The organism is Lentzea xerophila (assembly GCF_051094245.1).
Taxonomy (GTDB): domain Bacteria; phylum Actinomycetota; class Actinomycetes; order Mycobacteriales; family Pseudonocardiaceae; genus Lentzea; species Lentzea xerophila.
In genome coordinates, this window is the sequence record NZ_CP194934.1 from 5,124,981 (window position 1) to 5,144,418 (window position 19,438).

A 19,438-nucleotide genomic window follows, 5' to 3' on the forward strand; every position below is an offset into this window, starting at 1 on the left:
ATCCGGCTGCGGACCAGCACTCGCAGGACGGCGGTGGCGCAGCGGGTGGTGGACATTTCCGTTCCCTTCCAAGGATTTCGCTCTCACAGATACGTCGAACCAGCACCGCCGGTTTCGACAGATCACGACGAAAAACCTTGTCGCACAACGAAAAATCCCCCGCGGGCAAGGTGCCTGCGGGGGATTTCGCTTGCGCGGTCTAGCGAGCCTGCAACATCGGGCGGAACTTGTCGCGGTACGCCCACGCGAGGCCGATCTCGGCGGCGACCACGGCGATCGCCATGCCCATGCCGGCCGGCTCCAGGAAGAGGTGGATCAGGAAGATGTTCACGACCATCGGCGCGAGGATCGCCAGCGCCAGCGGCACGAACCGGCCGGCGAGCAGCAGGACACCGGCGACGACCTGGACACCCGAGGCGAGCTGGAGCATGTAGCCGGTGGCGTAGAGCGCGGTGGTGAACGCGACTCCGGCGGGCGCCATCGTGCTCGGATCCGGTGCGGGCATGAAGTTCAGGAACCCGTTCAGGCCGGTCACGGTGAACAGCAGGCCGGTCAGCACGCGGGTCACGAGCGTCGCGTGGCGGGCGGCGGCGGACTTGCGGGCGGTGGCGGCGGGGGTGGCGATCGTGGCGGTCATCTCGGGTTCCTCCTGGGCTGTCGTGTCCTTCCACTGATGCGTCGAACGGGCACCGGTGCGGATCGACACGACGACCCAGAAAATCTTCGAAAACTTTGTTCGCGCAGGTCAGACCCTTGCGGCGCGCACGTGCTCGGCGACCGGGCTGAGCTTCAGCCACTCCGGCAGGCCGCGCACGACCCAGCGCTGGCCGGTCAGCTCGATCGTGCCCGCGCGCACCGCGTCGAGCAGCTCGACCTCGCCCTCCCACATCCGGTAGAGGGTGGCGATGTCGGACGCCAGCACGGCGTCGACCTCCAGGCCGGGGTCGGTGTAGCAGATCGAGGCGTCACCGGGTTCGACGACGAGCCAGAACGTGCGGCGGCGGTCGTTGACCCGGACCTCGATGGTCGCGCGGCGGCTCAGCGAGCCGGTGTCGATGCGGCCGTGCATCCACCACATCAGCACCTCGGGGTCGAGCTCGTCGGCGCGCGGGTCGCCGAACGCGTACCGGGCGCCCCAGTCGGCGAGGCCGAACACCAGTGGCCGCAGGTCGTGCCCCGCCTCGGTCAGCGCGTAGCCGTCACCGGTGCGCCGCACCAGACCGGCGTTCACCAGCTGCCGCAGGCGCCGGGACAGCAGGGCGCGCGAGAGTCCCGGCAGGCCGCGGGAGATCTCGTTGAAGCGCGTGGCACCGATGAGCATGTCCCGCACGATCAGCAACGTCCACCGGTCGCCCAGCACCTCGACGGCGCGGACGATCGGGCAGTACTGCGCGTAGGTCCTCACAGGGGAAGTCTCCGTCGCGGCGGACGTTTCGTTACCACCGTCCGGTTCACTTTCAGAACTACCCGCGGGGCTCGCCCGTTCTTACGTTCGTCGCATGACAACACTTGAGACACCCCGGGTGACCGGCACGTTCCCGACGGTCACCAGAGACGACGACGCCAAGTTCGTGGAGATGGCGGCCCGCATCGGCGCCATCGCGGCGAAACACGCGTCCGAGCATGACCGCGACGCGACGTTCGTGAGCGAGGCGTACGAGGCGATGCGCGAGGAGGGCTACCTGGCGTTGGCCGTACCCGAGGAACTGGGCGGGCTCGGCGCCACGATGCGCCAGGTCTGCTACGCGCAGGCTGAACTCGCGCGGCACGACGGCGCCACCGCGCTGGCCGTCACCATGCACCTGTACCTGACGCTGATGCAGGGCTACCGCAGACGCAAGGGCGCGCCGGACGCGGAGGGCGTGCTGCGGCGGGTGGCCGCGGAAGGCCTGGTCATCGCGACCAGCGGCGGGTCGGACTGGCTGTGGCCCACGACCACGGCGACGCCCGTGGACGGCGGGTTCCTGGTGTCCGGGCGCAAGACGTTCTGCAGTCAGTCGCCGCGCGCGAACGTCGTCGCCACCTCGGCCGTGCTCGGCGAGGAGGTGCTGCACTTCAGCGCGCCGCTGGACGCCGAAGGCGTGCGCATCGAGGAAACCTGGGACACGCTCGGCATGCGTGGCACGGCCAGCCACGACGTGGTGCTGGAGGACGTGTTCGTCGCCGCCGGGAAGATCGCGGCGCGCCGGCCGTACGGGGAGTTCGGCGTGCCACTGTTCGCCGCCGTCGTGCATTTCGGCCCGGTGTGCGGGGCCACGTACTTCGGCATCGCCGCCGGTGCGCGGGACGTGGCCGTGCGGTCGACGTCGAAGAACGCCGTGCGGCAGATCGGGTTGATGGACTACAAGCTGCGCACCGCGTGGTGGTCGCTGATGGGCTCGATCGAGGAGCTCGGCGACGACTACACGGCCGGCGCCGAGTCGCTCACCACGGTGATGCTGGCGAAGCGCCAGGCCGTCGTGGAGGCGGTGGAGGTCGTGAACATCGCGATGGAGGTCCTGGGAGGACGGTCGTTCTTCAAGCGCTCACCGCTGGAGCGCGCCTACCGCGACGTGCGCGCGGGAACGTTCCACCCGCTCACCCCGGAAGCCACACTCCTGTACGCGGGCAAGGTCGCGCAGGGTGACCCCGGAGTCACGGAGTAAGTTCAAGTTGTAGGCCTGGCAAGGGTTTGCGAGGATTCGGGCCCGACTTCTCGCGAAGGAGCGATTCCGGTGGCCACACGCCTCAACCCGTACATCAGCTTCGACGGCCAGGCCCGCCAGGCGATGGAGTTCTACCACTCGATCTTCGGCGGCGAGCTGAAGATGAACACCTTCGGCGAGTACGGCATGCAGGACACGCCGCAGGCCGACCAGATCATGCACGCGCAGCTGGAGACCGAGCTCGGCTACACGATCATGGCCGCCGACACGCCTCCCGGCATGGAGTATCGGCCGGGCTCCAGCATCACGGTGTCGCTGTCCGGCGACGAGGAGGTGCTGCGCGAGTACTTCGGCAAGCTCGCCGAGGGCGGCAAGGTCGGGACGCCGCTGGAGAAGCAGATGTGGGGCGACGAGTACGGCGACCTCGTCGACAGGTTCGGCGTCAACTGGATGGTCAACCTGGGCGGTCTGGGCTGACACGTGCGGCGGGAGTAGCCCTGCCCGCCGCGCTGACGCATCATGTGGACCATGAGCGAGCGTCTGCGGGGTGTGGTCGGGCAACTCGCGGTCCGGCCCGGCGATCGCGTGCTGGAGATCGGCTGCGGCCAGGGCGTGGCCGCCGCCATGGTGTGCCGGCTGCTGTCCACCGGCACGCTCACCGCCATCGACCGCTCCACGAAGATGGTCGAGGCCGCGACCCGCCGCAACGCCGAGTACGTGGCGTCGGGCAAGGCCGAGTTCCTGATCGCGTCGCTGGAGGACATGAACCTCGGCGACCGGCGGTTCGACCTGGTCTTCGCGGTGCGGGTCGGGTTGTTCCACCGCGATCCCGAGCGGGCGCACTCGTTGGTGCGGCCGTGGCTCGCTCCCGGTGCGCGCGTGCTCTCGTTCTTCGACGTGCCGGTCTGAGCACCTCGCCGGCACCGCAGGGCAAGGTGCTCAGACCCGGCCGAACAGGTCGTTGATCAGCTTCTTCGACGGCTCGACGCCCGCGGGCGACACGACCTCGATCTGCGTCTTGCCCTTCCGCGCGGCGATCGTGTGCTGGGCCGTCTCCGCACCGCCTGCCGTGGCCTCGTAGGCCTCGTCGTGGAAGCCCTCGATGGCCTTGGCCTTCTCGGGCCGGCCCTGGGCGAACGTCGCCGCGGTCGCGTTCGTGGTGAACCGCACCTCGACCGGCATGCCCGCGCCCACGTACGTGCAGGTCGTGACAGCCTTCTCGACGCTCTCCCGCTGGCCCTGCAGCCGCAGCCCGAGCGCCTTGCCGACGACGGAGGAGTTGGCGTTGGCGCAGTTCGGGCCGTTGCCGGCGGGCTGCTCGACAGTCGTCGGGGCCTGCGGCACCTGGGACGGGGCCGCCTCCGGCGTCGAGGTGCAGGCGGCGAGCAGGAACGCGGCGGCGGCGAGAACGGTGATGCGCACACCCCTACATCGCGACCCCGGCGCCGCCGCGTTACCCCGCTCAGGCGTCGAGCGTCGCCTTCAGGACCTCGTCGACGCGGGCGTCCCAGTCCGCTTCCGCGACCGTGCCGCCCAGGACCGCGACCGCCGCGAGCGTCACCGTGCCTTCGACGTCCGCTGTCAGCGTCCGGACGCTCGCGGTGGTGGTGAAGGCCGTGCCCTGGGGCGCGGTCCGCTGTTCGGCGCCCGTCCAGCCGCGGACCCCGACGAGCGCGGACGGCAGGTCGGTGGCCCAGCCGGTGAGCTCGGCCCTCGTGCCGGGCGGTGCGCCGATCACGCGGTGGATGCGCAGCTCCTGGTCGTCCCAGACGGCTGTGACGCTCTCGACGCGCAGGCCCGGCACCATCGGCTGGTTCGCGTCGAAGACCGGGCGGTGCCACGACGCGGCCCAGTTGTCCCGCGCGCCCAGCGGGTGGATCCTGCGGCGCACGCTGCGCTCGCCCCTGATCACGAGGCTGATGTGGTTGTCGGGGACGTTGTGCTTCGACGTCGGGCCGCTGGAGGTCGAGTAGGCGAAACGGCTGTAGAGCGGGTCGTCCTCGGTCGCGTACTCGCCCTCGAACGGCCGCACGTGGTCGCTGCCGTGGTTGTGCAGCCTGGTCACGCCGTGGTGCCGCTGGATCAGGAAACCCGGCCCTGGCAACGCGAGCGTCCGGTCGAAGTCGTCGCTCTCCTCCGGCGAAGTCCACAGTGGATGGTCTGGTCCAGCGAGCAGGCAGACGAACGCCTTGGACGCCCAGTAGGGCGAGGCAGGTCCGGAGTAGGGCTGCAGGCTCGCCTCGTGCTGGCCGTGCCAGCCGAGGCTGAGCAGGCCGTCCGTGAGTGCGCCGCGGTCCAGGAAGTACTGGAGCGTGGTGCCGATGAGGTGCCGGGAGTGGCCGGGGCGCAACGGTGTCTCGCCGGTGACCGCGCCGAGGGCGATCGCGGCCGACGCGGCGAACCGGTAGGTCAGCGACCGTCCGAAGTAGACCGGGGCGCCGTCCGCCCCGAACAGCAGGGGGAAGCTCTCCAGGTGCTCCCTGAGGTGCGTGGTGATCGGTTCGCCGTTGAGGTGCGCGTCCAGTGCCGGGTAGAGGTGCAGCGCCCAGCCGTTGTAGTGGTCGAACGCGCGGCCGTCGCCGTCGGAGTACCAGCCGTCGCCGCGGTACCAGCCTCGCAGGAGCTCCATGGCCCGGTGTTTGGCTTGGCGGGTCTCGTCGTCACCGCGCCCGGCCGCCTCCAGGAAGGACGCCACGGTGTACGGAAAGAAGTACCAGTTGTTCGCCGCCGGGACGTGCCTCAGCGCCTCGCGCAACCACGCCTCCGCGCGGTCCTGCTGGGGACCGGAGAGCTTGTCCCACAGCCACGGCTTGGTGAGGCGCAGGCCGAGGGCCACGGAGGCCGACTCGACCATGGGCTGGCCGACGTCGAAGATCGCGGGCCACTGGCCGGCCGTGCCCGCGACGAGCCCGGCGGCGTAGCGCTCCAGCCAGTTGTGCGGGTCGTCGCCGTGCGCGGTGCGGAACGCGGCCGCGAGGAACGTCCGCGCGTAGCCCTCCAGGCCGTCCGACCGCACTCCGCTGCGTGACGGCCTGCCGGGCAGGTCGAGGAACGCCTGGTCCGGCGAGGCGTGGCGCCAGGCTGCGCCGAGCAGCCCGTCCGCCGTCTCCACCCACTGTTCGCGGCTGTGGCTCACGCGATGTGCTCCCTTCGTTCGGCCGGCACCGGCGTCTGGAACGGCTCCCCCGCGGCCCACCTGCGGACCTCCGCGAGGGCGTGGCGGCCCAGGCGGCCCCACTCGTTGCCCTGCGACCCCGCGAGGTGGGGCGTGATGAGGACGTTGTCGTTGCGCCACAGCGGGTGGTCCGGCGGCAGCACCTCGGGGTCGGTCACGTCGAGCACCGCCCGGATGCGGCCCGCCTCGGCGGCGAGCGCGTCCTGGTCGACGACGGCACCGCGCGCGGTGTTGATCAGCACGGCGTCGTCCCTGAGCGACTTCAGCAGCGTGCGGCTCACCAGTCCCCTCGTCTCCGGCAGCAACGGCGTGTGCACGCTGACCACGTCGCTGCGCTCGAACAGCTCGGTGAGGCCCACGGACTCGGCACCGTCCACTTCGGTCACGAACGGGTCGTGCACCAGCACCTGGAAATCGTAGGGCCGCAGCAGCTCGACCACCCGCCGGCCGATCAGCGACGCGGACAGGATCCCGACCGTGGCACCGAAGTTGCCGACGGAGCCGGGGATCCCGTACACCGACATCCGCTTGGTCTCACGGTACTCGCGGGCGCGTTCGAGGACGCGTTTGCCGCTCAGCAGGATCATCGCGACGGTGTACTCGGCGACCGGCAGCGCGTTGGCCTGCGCTGCCGACGACACCGCGATGCCGCGCTCCCAGCAGGCGTCGGTGACGAAGCCCTTGACCGACCCGGCGGTGTGCACGATCGCCCTGAGGCGGGGCAGTCTCGCGAGCACCTCCGCCGTGATCGGCGGGCAGCCCCACCCGGTGACGAGCAGGTCGACGTCCGGCACCTCACCGAGGTCCTGGGTGACCCCGGTGAACTCACAGATCGACCTGAGGTCGTCGAGCACGGGCGTGAGGACGGCGGCGGCGGCTTCCGCCGACATCACGCCCGCGGCCCTCACTTGACGGCTCCCGCGGTCATGCCGGCCTTCCAGAACCGTTGCAGCAACATGAACGCGAGGATCAGCGGCAGCACCGCGAAGAGAGATCCCATGATCACCACCGGGTAGTACTCGGGAGACACCGTGGCCGAGCTGTTCCACTGGTAGAGGCCGAGGCTGACCGGGTACAGCTTCTGGTCGGACAGCATCACCATGGGCAGGAAGAAGTTGTTCCAGATCGTCGTGAGCTGGAACAGGAACAACGTGACCATGCCCGGCCCCAGCATCCGCAACGCGACCTTGAAGTAGGTGGCGAGGTCGCCGGCACCGTCGATGCGGGCGGCCTCCAGCACCTCGTCGGGCACGTAACCCTGGGCGAAGATCCGGCCGAGGTACACGCCGAACGGGTTGAACAGCGCCGGGATGAACACCGCCCAGAACGTGTTCACCAAGCCCGCCTCGGACGCCATCAGGTAGAGCGGCAGCGCCAGGACGGTCTGCGGCACCATGACCGCCGCGAGCACCAGGCCGAAGAGCTTCTCCTTGTGGCGGAACGAGTACTTGGCGAACGCGTAGCCCGCGGCGATCGAGACGAACGCGCTGGTCGCGGCGCCGATCACCGCGTACAGCAGGCTGTTGACGTACCAGCGCCCGTACAGGCCCTTGTCCATCGCGAAGAGGTCCTTGACGTTCTCGACGAACGAGAAGTTGCTCAGCGACAGCAGATCGCTCTCGAACAGCGCGTCGACGTTCTTGGTGGCCGCGAGCAGCAGCCACAGCACCGGCAGCAGGGTGTAGAGGACCGACACGCCGACGACGACGTTGACCGTGGTCCGGCCGAGGAGGGTCATCAGGCGGCCTTCCTGTTCGTCCAGCGGGTGACGCCGTAGGACAGCGCGACCGTGAAGACCAGCAGGATCACGGACGCGGCCGCGGCGAGGCCGTAGTTGTTGCGGGTGAAGGCGGCGTCGTAGATGTACATGCTCGGCGAGAACCGGGCGCTGATCATCGGCGTGGACTGGCTGAGCAGCACGGGTTCGGTGAACAGCTGCAGCGCCCAGATGAGCGTGAAGATGCCGACCGTGACGATCGCGCCACGCACCAGCGGCGCCTTGATCCGCAGGGCCTGCTTGACCGGGCCGGCGCCGTCGACCACCGAGGCCTCCAGGACCTCGCGCGGCACGGCCTGCAGTGCGGCGTAGAAGATCACCATGTTGTAGCCGAGGTTGCTCCACAGGGCGATGTTCACGATCGATGGCAGGACGGTGTGGATGCCGAGGAAGTTGATCTCGATGTCGGCCTTGGCGAACAGGTCGATGATCGGGCTCAGCCCCGGCGTGTAGAGGTAGAGCCAGATCAGCGCTGCGATGATGCCCGGCACGGCGTGCGGCAGGTAGAGGCTCATCTGCGCCCAGCTGCGCAGCTTCGCCACGCCGGAGTCCAGCAGCAACGCCAGCGTCAGCGCGCCGGCGACCATCAGCGGGATGTAGAGCAGGCAGTACAGGACCACCGTGCCGAGGCCGTTGAGGAACGTCGGGTCGCTGAGCACGGCGCCGTAGCTGCGCAGGCCGACGAAGACCGTGCGTTCTGGGCCGAAGCCCAGTCCCGGCTGGTCGGCGGCGAAGAAGCTGAGCCAGACCGCGGTGCCGGTCGGCACCAGGAAGACCGTGACGAGCAGGACGAAGAACGGCGCCATCAGCAGGGCGCAGGCGAGCTTGTTCTTCACCGCGCACCCTCCTCTGTGGACAGACCGAGCGCCTTGAGGTCCGGCATGGTGCCTCTCTGGGCCTCGCGCACCGCGTCGATCAACGTGCCCTCACCGGCACCGGCCCTCGCGAACCCGTCCTGCATGACCTTCTGGGTGGCGGTCATCCGCGGTCCCCACACCCAGCCGTCGCGGATCTTGTCCGCCTCCTGCCGGAAGAGCCCGTAGATGTCCTGGCCGCCGTAGTACTCGCCGGGAAATGCCCTGGCACCGGCGTCGACGAGGCCGGGCGCGACCGGGTACTGGCTGCTGGTGCCGCTCTTGAGGCGGGCGGTCAGCGCGTCCGGGTGCGTGCACTGCCACTCGATGAACTCCATGGCCGCTTCGGGCTGCCGGGTGTCCTTGGTGATCGCGAACGTCGAACCGCCGTGCGTGCCGACCACCTGCTCGTCCCAGATCGGCATGGGGGCGATGCGCCACTTGCCCTTCTGCGCGGGCCTCGCCCGCATCTGCGCGCCCGCGTCCCAGGCGCCGCTCAGCCTGGTGAGGACGCGGTCCTGGCCGACCTGGGCGTCGTGCTGCTTGCTGTCGGACGCGTTGCGGAACACGAGGTCCTCGTCGATCAGCTGCTGCCAGTAGGCGGCGACCTTCCGGGTGGGTTCGTCGGCGAGGGACACGCGCCACTTGCCGCCGCTGGTGTCGAACCACTTGGCGCCCGCCTGCCAGGCATAGCAGGCGAACTGCATGGCGCCGTCGGTCGGGAAGATCGTGAGCTTCTGGTCCGGGAGTCTCGTGTGGACGGTGCGGGCGAGCTCGGCGAACTCGTCCCACGTCGTCGGGATCTCGAAGCCGTTGGCCTGGAACAGGTCGGCCCGGTAGTGCAGGACCATCGGCTCGATGTCGAGGGGGACGCTGAACACCCGGTTGTCGAACGTCGTGAGCTTGAGCGCCTGCGGCAGGAGCTTCTGCTTGACGCGGTCGGTCACGAGGTCGGTGATGTCACGGGCGACGCCGTCGATCGCGTACCCCGGGACCTGCGGGTACTCGATCGTGGCGACATCCGGCGCGTTGCCCGCACGAGCCGCGTTGCTGAGCTTGGCGTACCCGCCCTGCCCACCGGAGGGGATCTGCTGGAAGACCACCCGGATGCGGTTCTGCGAGGAGTTGAACGCGTCGACTACCTGCTGGCTACCGCGCAGGGCCGACCAGAACGTGATCTCTACCGGACCTCCGGCACCGCGGCGTTGCGGAGTGGAGCAGGCCGCCAATGGTGCCGTGAGGCCCGCCGCGAGGAGTGTGCGACGACTCAGGCGCATGGATCGTATCCTGATCGACTGATCGCTTTGTCGTCAAGAAACGGTCAAACGATCAGTCGATGAGCGGATCTTCAACTCGGGCAGCAGCTCGACGCGTTCGGTGATGCCGGCGGTGCGGTTCAGCTGCCGGAGCAGCAGCTCCGCGGCCGCCTTCCCCACCTCGGTCTTCGGCGGCGCGACCGCCGTCAGCGGGATGCTGCCGAGCGCCGCGACAACGTCGTCGTACGCCACCACCGAGCACCTTCCGGGCACCTTGATACCGGCGTCCGTCAACTGCTGGACCAGCATCAGCGCGTCGACGTCGCCGTGCAGGACCGCCGCCGTCGCCCGATGCGCGCGCAGGACGCTGACCAGTCCGGTCTCCGGCGAGCTGCGGACCGTGATGGCGTCCTCGAGGTCGGCGGAGATCTCCTTGAACGCCTTCCTGAGCGCCCGGGCCGTGGGACTGTCGTCGCGCGCGGCCAGAACGATCCTGCGGTGACCGAGATCGGTCAGGTGCCGCACGGCCAGTTGCATCCCGTACCAGTGGTCCGAGCACACCGAGTTCATCGCCCGCAACCGCCCGCCCGGCCGCCGCTCCATGAACACGGTCGGCACCCCGGTGTCGGCCAGCCAGCCGTCCGCGGCTTCCTCCTCCTGCGTGCGCCACCGCGGCGCGATGAGCAACCCCTGGACCGACTCGGCGAGCGCCCGTTCGACGATCGGCCGCTCAGCCCCCTTGACCTGCGGCGCGATGTGCAGCACGACCCGCATGCCCGCCTCTTCGAGGACCTTGCGGGCCCCGTTCATGGTCTCGTACAGGTACGTGTGACGTTCCGGCACGACCAGCGCGACCGCCCCGTTGACCGCCTGCCTCGGCGCCGGCTGCTCGACCGGCGTCAGCGACCGCACCACCCCGTGCCCGCGGCGCAGCTTCCCGAGCCGCCCGAGCTCCTCGACGTCCCGCCGGACGGTCACGATCGACACGTCCAGCTCCTCGGCCAGGTCACTCACCCTCACCATGCCCCGCGACGCGATGACGGCCAGGATCCGCTGGCGCCGCACCTCGCTGGTCTCACGCATGACCGACCGCCTGTTCGTTCTGTTCGTTTGATCGTTTGGTTGGAGCATAACTCGCGGAAGGGTCGCGGCGCCGACCGACGCGGCAGAGGCGCGAGCAGAGGCAGCAGCGGGCAAACAGGCATGGCCGGGCAACGGCACGACCGGACAGCGGCACCGCCGGACAGCGGCACGACCGGACAGCGGCACGACCGGACAGCGGCACGACCGGACAGCGGCACCGCCGGACAGCGGCACCGCCGGACAGCGGCACGACCGGACAGCGGCACCGCCGGACAGCGGCACGACCGGACAGCGTGCTAGCTGAAACCGCTCTCAGCGAACGAGGGCTAGCTTCGGCCACGAGGGGGCGAGATGAAGATCGTGATTCCAGGCGGCACCGGCCAGGTCGGCGGCGTGCTGAGCCGCGCGCTCACGGCGGCGGGCCACGAGGTGGTGGTCGTCAGCCGGAGCGGCGGCGTGCGGTGGGACGGCCGGACGCTCGGCGCGTGGGCCGGGGAGATCGACGGCGCCGACGTGGTCATCAACCTGGCTGGGCGGAGTGTGAGCTGCCGTTACACCGCGGAGAACCTCCAGCAGATGATGCGGTCGCGGGTCGATTCGGCGCGGGTCGTCGGCGAGGCGATCGCCAAGGCCGCGCGGCCGCCTCGGGTGTGGTTGCAGATGAGTACCGCGACGATCTACGCGCATCGGTTCGACGCGGCCAACGACGAGGAGTCCGGGATCATCGGCGGCCGGGAGCCGGACTTGCCGGGGTACTGGGCGTACAGCGTCGAGATCGCCAAGCGGTGGGAGGCGGAGCTGGACGAGGCGGACACTCCGGAGACCCGCAAGGTCGCGCTGCGGGCGGCGATGGTCATGAGCCCGGACCGGGGTGGCGTGTTCGACTACCTGTCGTGGCTCGCGCGGCTCGGGCTGGGCGGGGCAGTGGCGGGCGGGCGGCAGTACGTCTCGTGGATCCACGACGACGACTTCGTGCGGGCGGTCGCGCTGCTGATCAGGGAACCAATTGAGGGCGCGGTGAACCTCGCGTCGCCGAACCCGCTGCCGCAGCGTGACTTCATGCGGGAGCTCCGGAGGGCCTGGCGGGTGCCGGTCGGGCTGCCCGCGACCCGGTGGATGGCCGGGCTCGGCGCGTTCGCGCTCAGGACCGACACCGAGCTGCTGCTCAAGAGCCGGCGGGTCGTGCCGGGCAGGCTCCGCGAGTCCGGATTCGAGTTCCACTTCCCGAACTGGCGGGAGGCAGCGCAGAATCTGGCTGAGCGCAGGAGGTGAGATGCCGAGGATCAACGACGTCGGCGGACTGGACGGGTTCGGGCCGGTCGAGGAAGAGCTGGACGAGCCGCCGTTCCATGCCGACTGGGAGGCGCACGTGCTCGCCATGAACCGGGCGCTGATCGGGCGGGACATTTACAACCTGGACGAGTTCCGGGACGCCGTCGAACGGACGATGTCGCACGAGTCGTCCTACTACGAGAACTGGTTCCGGGCGATCCAGACACTGCTCAAGGAGAAGGGCGTTGTCTGAGCACTACCGGACTGGGCGCTACCAGGCGGGGCGCTACCGGACGGGCGATCGGGTTCGGACGTCCACACTGGACCCCGACCACCACACGAGACTGCCGGGCTACGCGCGCGGACGCGTCGGTACGGTGATCGGCAGCGACGGCGTGCATCCGCTGGCGGACCTCAGCGCGCAGGGAATCCGGCGGCCACAACAGGTGTATCTGGTGCGGTTCGCCGCACGCGAACTGTTCGGGCACGGCGACCACGAAGTGACGCTGTCCCTCTGGGAGGAGTACCTCAGCGATGAGTGACGACCACGACGACTCCCCGATCGCCGCGCGCGTCCGGGAACTGGAGGCGGTCCTCGAGGAGAAGGGGCTGCTGGACGCGCGGGAGCTCGACCAGGTGCTGGAGGCGTTCACGCACCGGGCCTCCCCCGCCAACGGGTTCCGGGTGGTGGCACGGGCCTGGGTCGACGCCGGCTTCAGGGCACGGCTGCTGGACGACGCGAACGCGGCGCTGCCCGAGCTCGGGCTGTCGATGGGCGGCGGGCTGCAGGTGCAACGGCTGCACGTCGTCGAGAACACCGAGGACGTGCACAACGTCATCGTGTGCACGCTCTGCAGCTGCTACCCGCTCTCGCTGCTCGGGCCGTCGCCCACCTGGTACAAGAGCCCGGCCTATCGCTCGAAGGTCGTCAGCCATCCGCGCGAGGTGCTGGAACAGTTCGGGCTCACGCTGCCCGAGGCCACCAAGATCGAGGTGTGGGACGCGAACGCCGAGTCGCGGTACATGGTGCTGCCACGCCGGCCAGAGGGCACCGAGGACCTCACCGAGGCAGAGCTGGCGCAGAGGGTGACGCGCAACGGGTTGATCGGCACCGCGGCCGTGTGACACGACCGCGGTGCCATCGCACTACAGGTTCTTCATGATGGTGTCGATCGCCTTGCCGAGCTGCGCGTACTTCTGCGTGTACAGCACGGGGAACACGCCGGGCGGGTCGGCGGGGCGGTCGGCATCGACGTAGTCGGTGCCCAGATTGCTGAACACGACGACGACGTAGTTGCGGTTGTCCTTGCCGCGCAACGACTTCACGATGCCCGCGTCGGAACCGGTGGTGTCGACCCAGCCGGTCTTGTGCGCGAACGTCACCTCGGCGGCCTTGTTGCACGGACGCACGTCACGGTCGTAGACGGCGTCGCCGACGGTCACCGTGCCGTCCGGCTTGATCCAGCGCGACGGCACCTGCTGCGGGATGCCCTGCACCGGGTAGTCGCGGCCACACCAGTTCGGCGTGGACAGCATCTGGTTGTGGCCCTGATCCGCGAGCGTCGCCCGGAAGAACTTCTGCGACGCGTACGAGAGTTCGCCGCGGGTGACCGGCTTGCCCTTGCCGGTCGTCCACAGCACGCCCGCGCCGCCGTTGACCAGCAGCAGGAGCTTCGCGGTGTCGAGGCCGCTCATGTTCGAGCCGATCCAGCGGGCGCCGTTGCCCGGGTTGGTGCCGGTGACCATCAGCGTGGGCATGCCGAGGTCGGCGAACGTCTGGTTCACCTCGTCCCAGGCGTTCTGGTCGTGGATCAGCTTGATCAGGGCGCAGGTGGACTCGTTCTGCGACTTCGTGATCATCTCGTCGAAGTGCTGACGGATCTTCTTCACCGTCGGCCCGCCGCAGGCCGGGCTGACCGGGTTCGGCGCGTAGTCGTAGTCGGCGTCGAGGTCGATCCTGCCCTGGTCGGCCAGGCGCAGCACACCGAAGCCCACCATCAGCTTCAGCACCGACGCCGGGTACGGCGAGGAGAAGTCGATCGGCGCGTTCTCCCGGCCCGCCAGCACGTCGCGCGTGCCCTTGCCGCCGTTGACGTCCCACTCGGTGTCGTCCCACCAGCGGTAACGCACCTGGTCGGTCGACAGTCCCTGGTGGTCGACCGGCACGACCACGCCGTCGGGGTACTGCGGGCTGAGCAGCACGTTCGCCACGGCCTTCGGCCGGCCGAAGGCGTCGAGCTCGATGATCGCCGCGTCCAGGTTCGGCGTCTGGTGCAACGGCTTGCCCGCCGCCGCCATCCGCACCCGGGCCCGGTTCATCAGCTCGGCCGGTGAGGCGTCGTACTTCTCCCGCTGCCCAGCCGAGAGCGCGCCCGGCTCCGGCGGAGTCAGGTCGATGACGTCCTTGAAGTTCTGCGCGACGATCGCCGCACGCAGACGCTCCGCCAGCGGCTCAGGGGACGAGTCGGCGGAGGCCGCCGGCGTCAGTGCGGCCCCCGTCAGTGTGAGGGTCGTGCACAACACGGTGAACCGCTTGAGCTTCATTCATTTCCTCGGTTGGACTGGATCCGGCAACTCGAAAACCGTATCGGCCACCGATGATCACGGCGACCCAGCTCTCATGATCTTGCACGCGCCCGGAGCCACCTCGGTTGCAAGGATCGGCACGAACGACGGGAGCCGCCCGGCCTGTTCGGCCGAGCGGCTCCCGTTACCGCACCCTCGGGTGCGATGAGGCGATGACCACCGCGGCGGCGACGGTCACCAGGTTCTTCAGGATGTACTGCGCTTCGAACGACGCCTGCAGCGGACCGGACCACATCTCGCCGGGGAACAACACCAGCGGTGTCGACACCAGCACGACGTGGCCGACCAGCAGGACCGCGGTCAACCGCGGTGCGCGGAAGCTCAGCAGAACCAGTGCGATCCCGATTTCGGTGATCGCGGCACTCAGCCGGGCCAAATCCCCGTGGACGATCCCGAACGTCAGCGCGGAGACCGTGCGGTCGACGAGATCCTGGGCAGGGCTGCCACCGGGAAAGAGCTTCAACACGCCGAACCAGAGGTACACGACCCCCAGCCCGATGCGCAGCAGCGGAATTCCGGACTCTCGCGCAAAACGAGTCAGGCGCTCCTGCGTGATTTCACGGCGTGTGGTTCCTGGACGCGACATTGATCTCCCTCTCCTGTCTGACTGCCACCACCCAGCCAGACAGGAGGAGCGAGGAAGATCAGCTGCCGGGCTGCGGGTCGCCCAGCGGGTTCAGCAGGTCGGCCTTGCCCTCGAAGGCGAACAGCAGCAGGTCGACCATGCGGAACGTGCTGGAGTCCGGGCCGAGCGTGGGCCGCCAGTACGGCGAGCGCACGATCGAGATGCGGCTGCCCTCCATCGCGCGGTGGAAGACCTCCGCGGTGATCCGGCCGCCGACCGGGCCCATCAGGCCGCCGCCGACCTCCGCCTCGCGCAGGATGTAGAACCACAACGGGGTCGCCGCGGCGAGCTGCGCCTTCTGTTCCTCGGACAGGCCGTCGACGACCGCGCCGCCGTTGCCCACCAGGATCTGCTCGGCGGTGAGCGGCTCGACGCCGAACAGCTCGGCGATCTGCTGCCCCGTGGCGAGCTCCATCATCGAGGCCCTGGTGAGGTTGCGGAACGCGAGGTTGCGCTCGATCTCCCGGAACTGCGTACCGCGGCCGCCGAACGTGCCGGCCGGCAGCTGCGTCAGCGGGTCGACCAGCAGCGTGTCGATCCGCTTGGTGATGTTGCCGCCACCGAACTCCGCCGGCGGCACCAGGTCCTCGCGCTCCGCCTCGGTGAAGTCGTAGAGCCGCCGGAGGTCCGCGATCCAGTTGCTGGGCAACGTGAAGATCGGGCCCCGGTTGACGTCGTCGAGGTCGGCGGGCGTTGCGGAGCTCGGGTCGAAGTTGCCGCTCACGCCGGTGAAGGTGAACAGCGCGAACAACGTCGCGATCCCACCGGGACCGGTCTGCGGGCCACTGCTGTTGAACACCCGGTTCCACTGGTACGCGCCGCGGATCTGGCTGTGCCCGAAGCGGTACGAGGCGACCGAGAACTCGATCGGCATGGTCGGCGAGTTGTCCCGGCGGTAGTGCCTGCCGGGCACCTCGAAGAACTTCCGGCCGTTGGTGAAGACGTCGTCCACGATCGCCGGGTCGATGATCCGCGGCAGGTGGTCGGTCCTGAGCATCCACTGGTAGTGCCGCACCACGAGCTCCTTGGCGGCGCGGAACAGCCGCTCACCCGTGAGGCCGGTGAGCGCGAGCTCGTCGACCACGCGGTTGTGGAAGCGGATGAACGCGAGGTGCGTCTGCGCCACCACGAGGTTCTCGTCGTTGCGGGCGTCCGGGATCAGCGGGAGCCGCCGATCCGCCGCCGTGCCGGCCGTCCCACCGCGGCGCGGCAGGTCGAAGCCCTCGAACGGGACGTTGGTGCCCTCGTCCGGGAACGGCACCGGCGTCGTGGTGCCCACCTTGAGCTTCACGCCGTCCTCGGCGTAGAAGGCCTGGTCGTCCTTGTCGCGCGGGCCGCGGCCGTAGACCGAGTCGAGGTCCAGCGCCGGCGAGCGGCCCTGCATCAGCTCGTCGAGGTTGACGTCCTGGCCGAGCTGCGACTCGGTGCGGTCCATGGTCAGGTCGTGGTCGACGAACTGGCCGAGGTAGGTGAACCCCGCCGGGACGGCCGGGTCCGCCGAGTCGGGCTGCGGGACGTTCGCGGTGATCGCGGTCGCGAGCGCGACCCTGGTCTCCTCGTCCGTCCGCGGGCCCTTCGGTCCCAGCCGCGAGAACCGGAACCTGCGCAACTCCTCCGCCGTGGAGGGCTGACGCGTGGCGGCCTCGCCTTTGTCGTCGAATTCCAGCACACCTTCGCCCACGACGAAGAAACTGTCGCGCACGTGCCTCTTCATGTAATCCCCCTGTTTCCCCTCTGTCAGGCCACCTGTTCCCCAACAAGCACCTGCCCCTGTCGCCAGTCTCCATACGGTCCAAATTTCCGTCGAAGGTTTTGGCGACAACCAAAATGTCGTCACGCAGCGGATACGCGGCGATCAGGAATATTCCTGGGAATCGGCCGGTTCGGTGATCTTCGCATTCAGATCTTGAATTCACGCGGTGTCGCCGCGCGCCCCGGCCGGGCGACGGCGATGGGGTGGTTTCAGGCGGCGAGGGACCGGGTACGTCTGCGAAATGCTCGAAGTCACGGTGACCGAGTCGTCGCCTGCCTCCACCCTGCTCACCGTCTCCGGTGAACTCGCCGGCTCCGGCTCGGAACGGCTGCTCGCACGGCTCGACCGCCTCCTCGACCAGGGCCACCGCTACGTGGTGCTGGACCTCGCCAGGGTCACCTTCTGCGACTCCAGTGGCGTGAGCGCCCTGGTGCGCGGCCATGCCCGCGCCTCGGCCGCGGCGGGTGGCCTGCGGCTCTGTGCCGCCTCGGACCAGGTGGCGCGGGTGCTCGAACTGTCGGGCCTCGCCAGGATGCTCCGCCTTCAGTCCACAGTGGACATCTGACCCGGGAGCCCGGGAACTCAGGAACAGACTGTCCGCATCGCCTCGGCCAGGGCGTCCTCGTGCAACCGGTCGAGGCGATGCACCAGCACCGCGGACCGTTCCGCGACCGTCGCGTGGACCTCGCACGTCAGCGTCGGGCGGCGGAACCGCTCGGTGTCCTTCAGCTCGGCCAGGATGCCGGTCGTCAGCCGGTCCAGGACCGGCCGGACCTCGGTGCCCAGGTCGGGCCGGTGCTGCGGGACCTCCTCCGGATGCTCGGCCCAGCGCTCGTGCAGGCCGCGCTGCACGAGCTTGTTCGCCTCGATCTGGGCGCGGAAGAACCTCGCGGCGTTCTCGGGGTCGAGGCCGAGCTGCACGGCCTTGGCGCGGACGGTGTCGAGCACCTGCTGTTCCCGCGCGGGATCGTCGATCGGCTGCGTCGTCCCGAACTTGGCCGCCGCCACGAGGTCCGCGACCTGGACGCGCTGCACGGCGAGGCCGGTGAGCTCGCCGAGCGGTCCCACGGGGGTGAGCGACGCGGCCAGGGTGAGAGCCACCGCCAGAATCCTCATGATCTCCGAGAGTGCCATGATGGCGGGGTGGAGTCCACGCGCATCGACCGCTGGCTGTGGGCGGTCCGGCTGACGAAGACCCGCCCGGACGCCGCGCAGGCGTGCCGGGGTGGCCACGTGCGCATCAACGACAGGCCCGCGAAACCGTCCACGGTCGTGGTGCCCGGCGACCAGGTCCGGGCCCGCGTGGGCGACAAGACGCGGATCGTCGAGGTCGTCCGCGTGATCCAGAAACGGGTCGGCGCGGCGGACGCGGCCACCTGCTTCATCGACCGCACTCCCCCGCCACCGACGGAAGTCCCGATCGCACGGCGCGACCGGGGTGCGGGGCGGCCGACGAAGCGGGAACGGCGGGTGCTGGACCAGTTCCGGTCACAGAACTGACGTCGTGGTGTCCACGGTTCGCCGGTGCCGGCGGTCAGGCGACCAGATCGGCCAGCGCCGTGAGCGAGGTGCCGAGCGGCAGGTCGCAGCGCAGCGACGCGTACGGGTCGCCGCGCGTCTCGCCGCGGTTGATGATCACGACGGGGATGCCCGCGGCGGCGGCGCGCCGGACGAACCTCAGCCCGGACATGACCGTCAGCGAGGAGCCCAGGACGAGCAGGGACCGCGCGTTGTCGACGAGCGAGTAGCACTGCTCGACGCGTGGCCGTGGCACGTTCTCGCCGAAGAACACCACGTCCGGCTTGAGGACACCGCCGCACTCCGCACAGGGCACCACCTCGAAGCCCCGCACCTGCTCCTCTGGCAGGAAGACGTCGCCGTCCGGGTTGATCTCATCGGCCGTGGCGGCGAATTCCGGGTTCGCCTCGCGCAGGCGGCGGTCCAGGTCGATACGTGGTGAGAGCAGGCCGCAACCGAGGCAGACCACGCGGTCCAGGCCACCGTGCAGTTCGACGACGTCCGCTGAGCCCGCGGCCTGGTGCAGGCCGTCGACGTTCTGGGTGATGACGCCGCAGAGCTTGCCGGACAGCCTGGTGACGGCGTGGTGGCCCGCGTTGGGGTGCGCGCGGGCGATGGTGCGCCAGCCGACGTGGCTGCGCGCCCAGTAGCGCTGCCGGCCGGCCTCGCTGGTGGTGAACTCCTCGTAGGTCATCGGGGTGTGCTTGCGCAGGGACCCGCCGTCGCCGCGGTAGTCGGGGATGCCGGACTCCGTGGAGAGGCCCGCGCCGCTGAGCACCAGCACCCCGCCCCGTTCGACGACCGGGACGACGTCGGTGAGGGTGGCGGTGCGCGGCAGCGACGGGCCTGGGTTCGACCAGGTCAGGGTGGGCCTTGTTCGCACTTCACCAGCTT

23 protein-coding genes are annotated in these 19,438 nt (G+C 69.7%); 9 read left to right on the top strand and 14 right to left on the bottom strand.

What is annotated here, in order from left to right; genetic code table 11:
- Positions 1-199: 199 nt before the first annotated feature.
- A complete protein-coding gene (locus tag ACRSBM_RS24500; RefSeq protein ID WP_434446379.1) occupies positions 200-637 on the bottom strand; it encodes a hypothetical protein in 438 nt (145 codons plus the stop codon).
- A gap of 108 nt (positions 638-745) precedes the next feature.
- Positions 746-1,405 carry a winged helix-turn-helix transcriptional regulator gene (locus tag ACRSBM_RS24505; protein ID WP_434446381.1) on the bottom strand — a complete coding sequence of 220 codons (660 nt, stop codon included), beginning with the start codon at positions 1,403-1,405 and terminating at the stop codon, positions 746-748.
- Between the two features lie 94 nt (positions 1,406-1,499).
- Here ACRSBM_RS24505 and ACRSBM_RS24510 point away from each other — a divergent pair, with 94 nt between their 5' ends.
- The 3 genes from ACRSBM_RS24510 (at position 1,500) to ACRSBM_RS24520 (ending at position 3,554) form a co-directional block, all read left to right on the top strand.
- Positions 1,500-2,645, top strand: a complete 1,146-nt coding sequence (locus ACRSBM_RS24510) for an acyl-CoA dehydrogenase family protein (RefSeq protein WP_434446383.1) — start codon at positions 1,500-1,502, stop codon at positions 2,643-2,645.
- A 69-nt stretch (positions 2,646-2,714) separates the two neighbouring features.
- Positions 2,715-3,122, top strand: coding sequence for a VOC family protein (locus tag ACRSBM_RS24515; protein WP_434446384.1), 408 nt, complete (start codon positions 2,715-2,717; stop codon positions 3,120-3,122).
- A gap of 51 nt (positions 3,123-3,173) precedes the next feature.
- Complete coding sequence (locus ACRSBM_RS24520; protein ID WP_434446386.1) at positions 3,174-3,554, top strand: class I SAM-dependent methyltransferase; 381 nt, start codon at positions 3,174-3,176, stop codon at positions 3,552-3,554.
- Between the two features lie 30 nt (positions 3,555-3,584).
- On the opposite strand, the gene ACRSBM_RS24525 is transcribed toward ACRSBM_RS24520, so the two are convergent.
- Genes ACRSBM_RS24525 through ACRSBM_RS24555 form a run of 7 tightly spaced genes read right to left on the bottom strand, consistent with a single transcriptional unit; the run spans position 3,585 to position 10,790 of the window.
- Entirely contained in the window at positions 3,585-4,067 is a 483-nt protein-coding gene (locus tag ACRSBM_RS24525) for a hypothetical protein (RefSeq protein ID WP_434446388.1), read from the bottom strand.
- A gap of 40 nt (positions 4,068-4,107) precedes the next feature.
- Positions 4,108-5,781, bottom strand: coding sequence for a DUF2264 domain-containing protein (locus ACRSBM_RS24530; protein ID WP_434446390.1), 1,674 nt, complete (start codon positions 5,779-5,781; stop codon positions 4,108-4,110).
- Positions 5,778-6,728, bottom strand: coding sequence for a hydroxyacid dehydrogenase (locus ACRSBM_RS24535; protein WP_434446392.1), 951 nt, complete (start codon positions 6,726-6,728; stop codon positions 5,778-5,780). Before ACRSBM_RS24535 ends, ACRSBM_RS24530 begins: the two co-directional genes overlap by 4 nt.
- Positions 6,725-7,558: a carbohydrate ABC transporter permease gene (locus tag ACRSBM_RS24540; protein WP_434446394.1), complete on the bottom strand. Its 834-nt coding sequence runs from the start codon at positions 7,556-7,558 to the stop codon at positions 6,725-6,727. The genes ACRSBM_RS24535 and ACRSBM_RS24540 overlap by 4 nt, the downstream gene beginning before the upstream one ends.
- Positions 7,558-8,433, bottom strand: coding sequence for a carbohydrate ABC transporter permease (locus tag ACRSBM_RS24545; RefSeq protein WP_434446396.1), 876 nt, complete (start codon positions 8,431-8,433; stop codon positions 7,558-7,560). The genes ACRSBM_RS24540 and ACRSBM_RS24545 overlap by 1 nt, the downstream gene beginning before the upstream one ends.
- On the bottom strand, positions 8,430-9,728 hold the full coding sequence (locus ACRSBM_RS24550; protein ID WP_434446398.1) for an ABC transporter substrate-binding protein: 1,299 nt from the start codon (positions 9,726-9,728) through the stop codon (positions 8,430-8,432). The genes ACRSBM_RS24545 and ACRSBM_RS24550 overlap by 4 nt, the downstream gene beginning before the upstream one ends.
- 33 nt (positions 9,729-9,761) lie before the next feature.
- On the bottom strand, positions 9,762-10,790 hold the full coding sequence (locus tag ACRSBM_RS24555) for a substrate-binding domain-containing protein (RefSeq protein ID WP_434446400.1): 1,029 nt from the start codon (positions 10,788-10,790) through the stop codon (positions 9,762-9,764).
- 351 nt (positions 10,791-11,141) lie between these two features.
- Between ACRSBM_RS24555 and ACRSBM_RS24560 the strand changes: the two genes are divergently transcribed.
- Genes ACRSBM_RS24560 through ACRSBM_RS24575 form a run of 4 tightly spaced genes read left to right on the top strand, consistent with a single transcriptional unit; the run spans position 11,142 to position 13,187 of the window.
- Positions 11,142-12,062 (top strand): epimerase, encoded by a 921-nt coding sequence (locus ACRSBM_RS24560; RefSeq protein WP_434446402.1) that lies wholly within the window; start codon positions 11,142-11,144, stop codon positions 12,060-12,062.
- A gap of 1 nt (position 12,063) precedes the next feature.
- Positions 12,064-12,315 (top strand): hypothetical protein, encoded by a 252-nt coding sequence (locus ACRSBM_RS24565; RefSeq protein ID WP_434446404.1) that lies wholly within the window; start codon positions 12,064-12,066, stop codon positions 12,313-12,315.
- Positions 12,308-12,604 (top strand): SH3-like domain-containing protein, encoded by a 297-nt coding sequence (locus ACRSBM_RS24570; RefSeq protein WP_434446406.1) that lies wholly within the window; start codon positions 12,308-12,310, stop codon positions 12,602-12,604. Before ACRSBM_RS24565 ends, ACRSBM_RS24570 begins: the two co-directional genes overlap by 8 nt.
- Positions 12,597-13,187 carry a nitrile hydratase subunit alpha gene (locus tag ACRSBM_RS24575; RefSeq protein WP_434446408.1) on the top strand — a complete coding sequence of 197 codons (591 nt, stop codon included), beginning with the start codon at positions 12,597-12,599 and terminating at the stop codon, positions 13,185-13,187. The genes ACRSBM_RS24570 and ACRSBM_RS24575 overlap by 8 nt, the downstream gene beginning before the upstream one ends.
- Positions 13,188-13,208: 21 nt before the next feature.
- Here ACRSBM_RS24575 and ACRSBM_RS24580 read toward each other — a convergent pair whose 3' ends face one another.
- The 3 genes from ACRSBM_RS24580 to ACRSBM_RS24590 form a co-directional block, all read right to left on the bottom strand.
- On the bottom strand, positions 13,209-14,606 hold the full coding sequence (locus ACRSBM_RS24580; protein ID WP_434446410.1) for a serine hydrolase: 1,398 nt from the start codon (positions 14,604-14,606) through the stop codon (positions 13,209-13,211).
- 166 nt (positions 14,607-14,772) lie between these two features.
- The gene (locus tag ACRSBM_RS24585) at positions 14,773-15,132 is read right to left on the bottom strand and encodes a hypothetical protein (protein WP_434446412.1); all 360 of its coding nucleotides are present in this window, start codon (positions 15,130-15,132) and stop codon (positions 14,773-14,775) included.
- A gap of 160 nt (positions 15,133-15,292) precedes the next feature.
- Positions 15,293-16,987: a peroxidase family protein gene (locus ACRSBM_RS24590; protein WP_434446414.1), complete on the bottom strand. Its 1,695-nt coding sequence runs from the start codon at positions 16,985-16,987 to the stop codon at positions 15,293-15,295.
- Positions 16,988-17,267: 280 nt separating this feature from the next.
- On the opposite strand from ACRSBM_RS24590, the gene ACRSBM_RS24595 reads away from it, so the two are divergent.
- The gene (locus ACRSBM_RS24595; protein WP_434446416.1) at positions 17,268-17,591 is read left to right on the top strand and encodes an STAS domain-containing protein; all 324 of its coding nucleotides are present in this window, start codon (positions 17,268-17,270) and stop codon (positions 17,589-17,591) included.
- Positions 17,592-17,608: 17 nt separating this feature from the next.
- Here the strand turns inward: ACRSBM_RS24595 and aroQ are convergent, their stop codons facing one another.
- Positions 17,609-18,142, bottom strand: coding sequence for a gamma subclass chorismate mutase AroQ (aroQ, locus tag ACRSBM_RS24600; RefSeq protein ID WP_434446418.1), 534 nt, complete (start codon positions 18,140-18,142; stop codon positions 17,609-17,611).
- A gap of 27 nt (positions 18,143-18,169) precedes the next feature.
- On the opposite strand from aroQ, the gene ACRSBM_RS24605 reads away from it, so the two are divergent.
- Positions 18,170-18,526: an RNA-binding S4 domain-containing protein gene (locus ACRSBM_RS24605; protein ID WP_434446420.1), complete on the top strand. Its 357-nt coding sequence runs from the start codon at positions 18,170-18,172 to the stop codon at positions 18,524-18,526.
- Between the two features lie 34 nt (positions 18,527-18,560).
- Here ACRSBM_RS24605 and ACRSBM_RS24610 read toward each other — a convergent pair whose 3' ends face one another.
- Positions 18,561-19,427: an NAD-dependent protein deacetylase gene (locus tag ACRSBM_RS24610; protein ID WP_434446422.1), complete on the bottom strand. Its 867-nt coding sequence runs from the start codon at positions 19,425-19,427 to the stop codon at positions 18,561-18,563.
- Between the last annotated feature and the right edge of the window lie 11 nt (positions 19,428-19,438).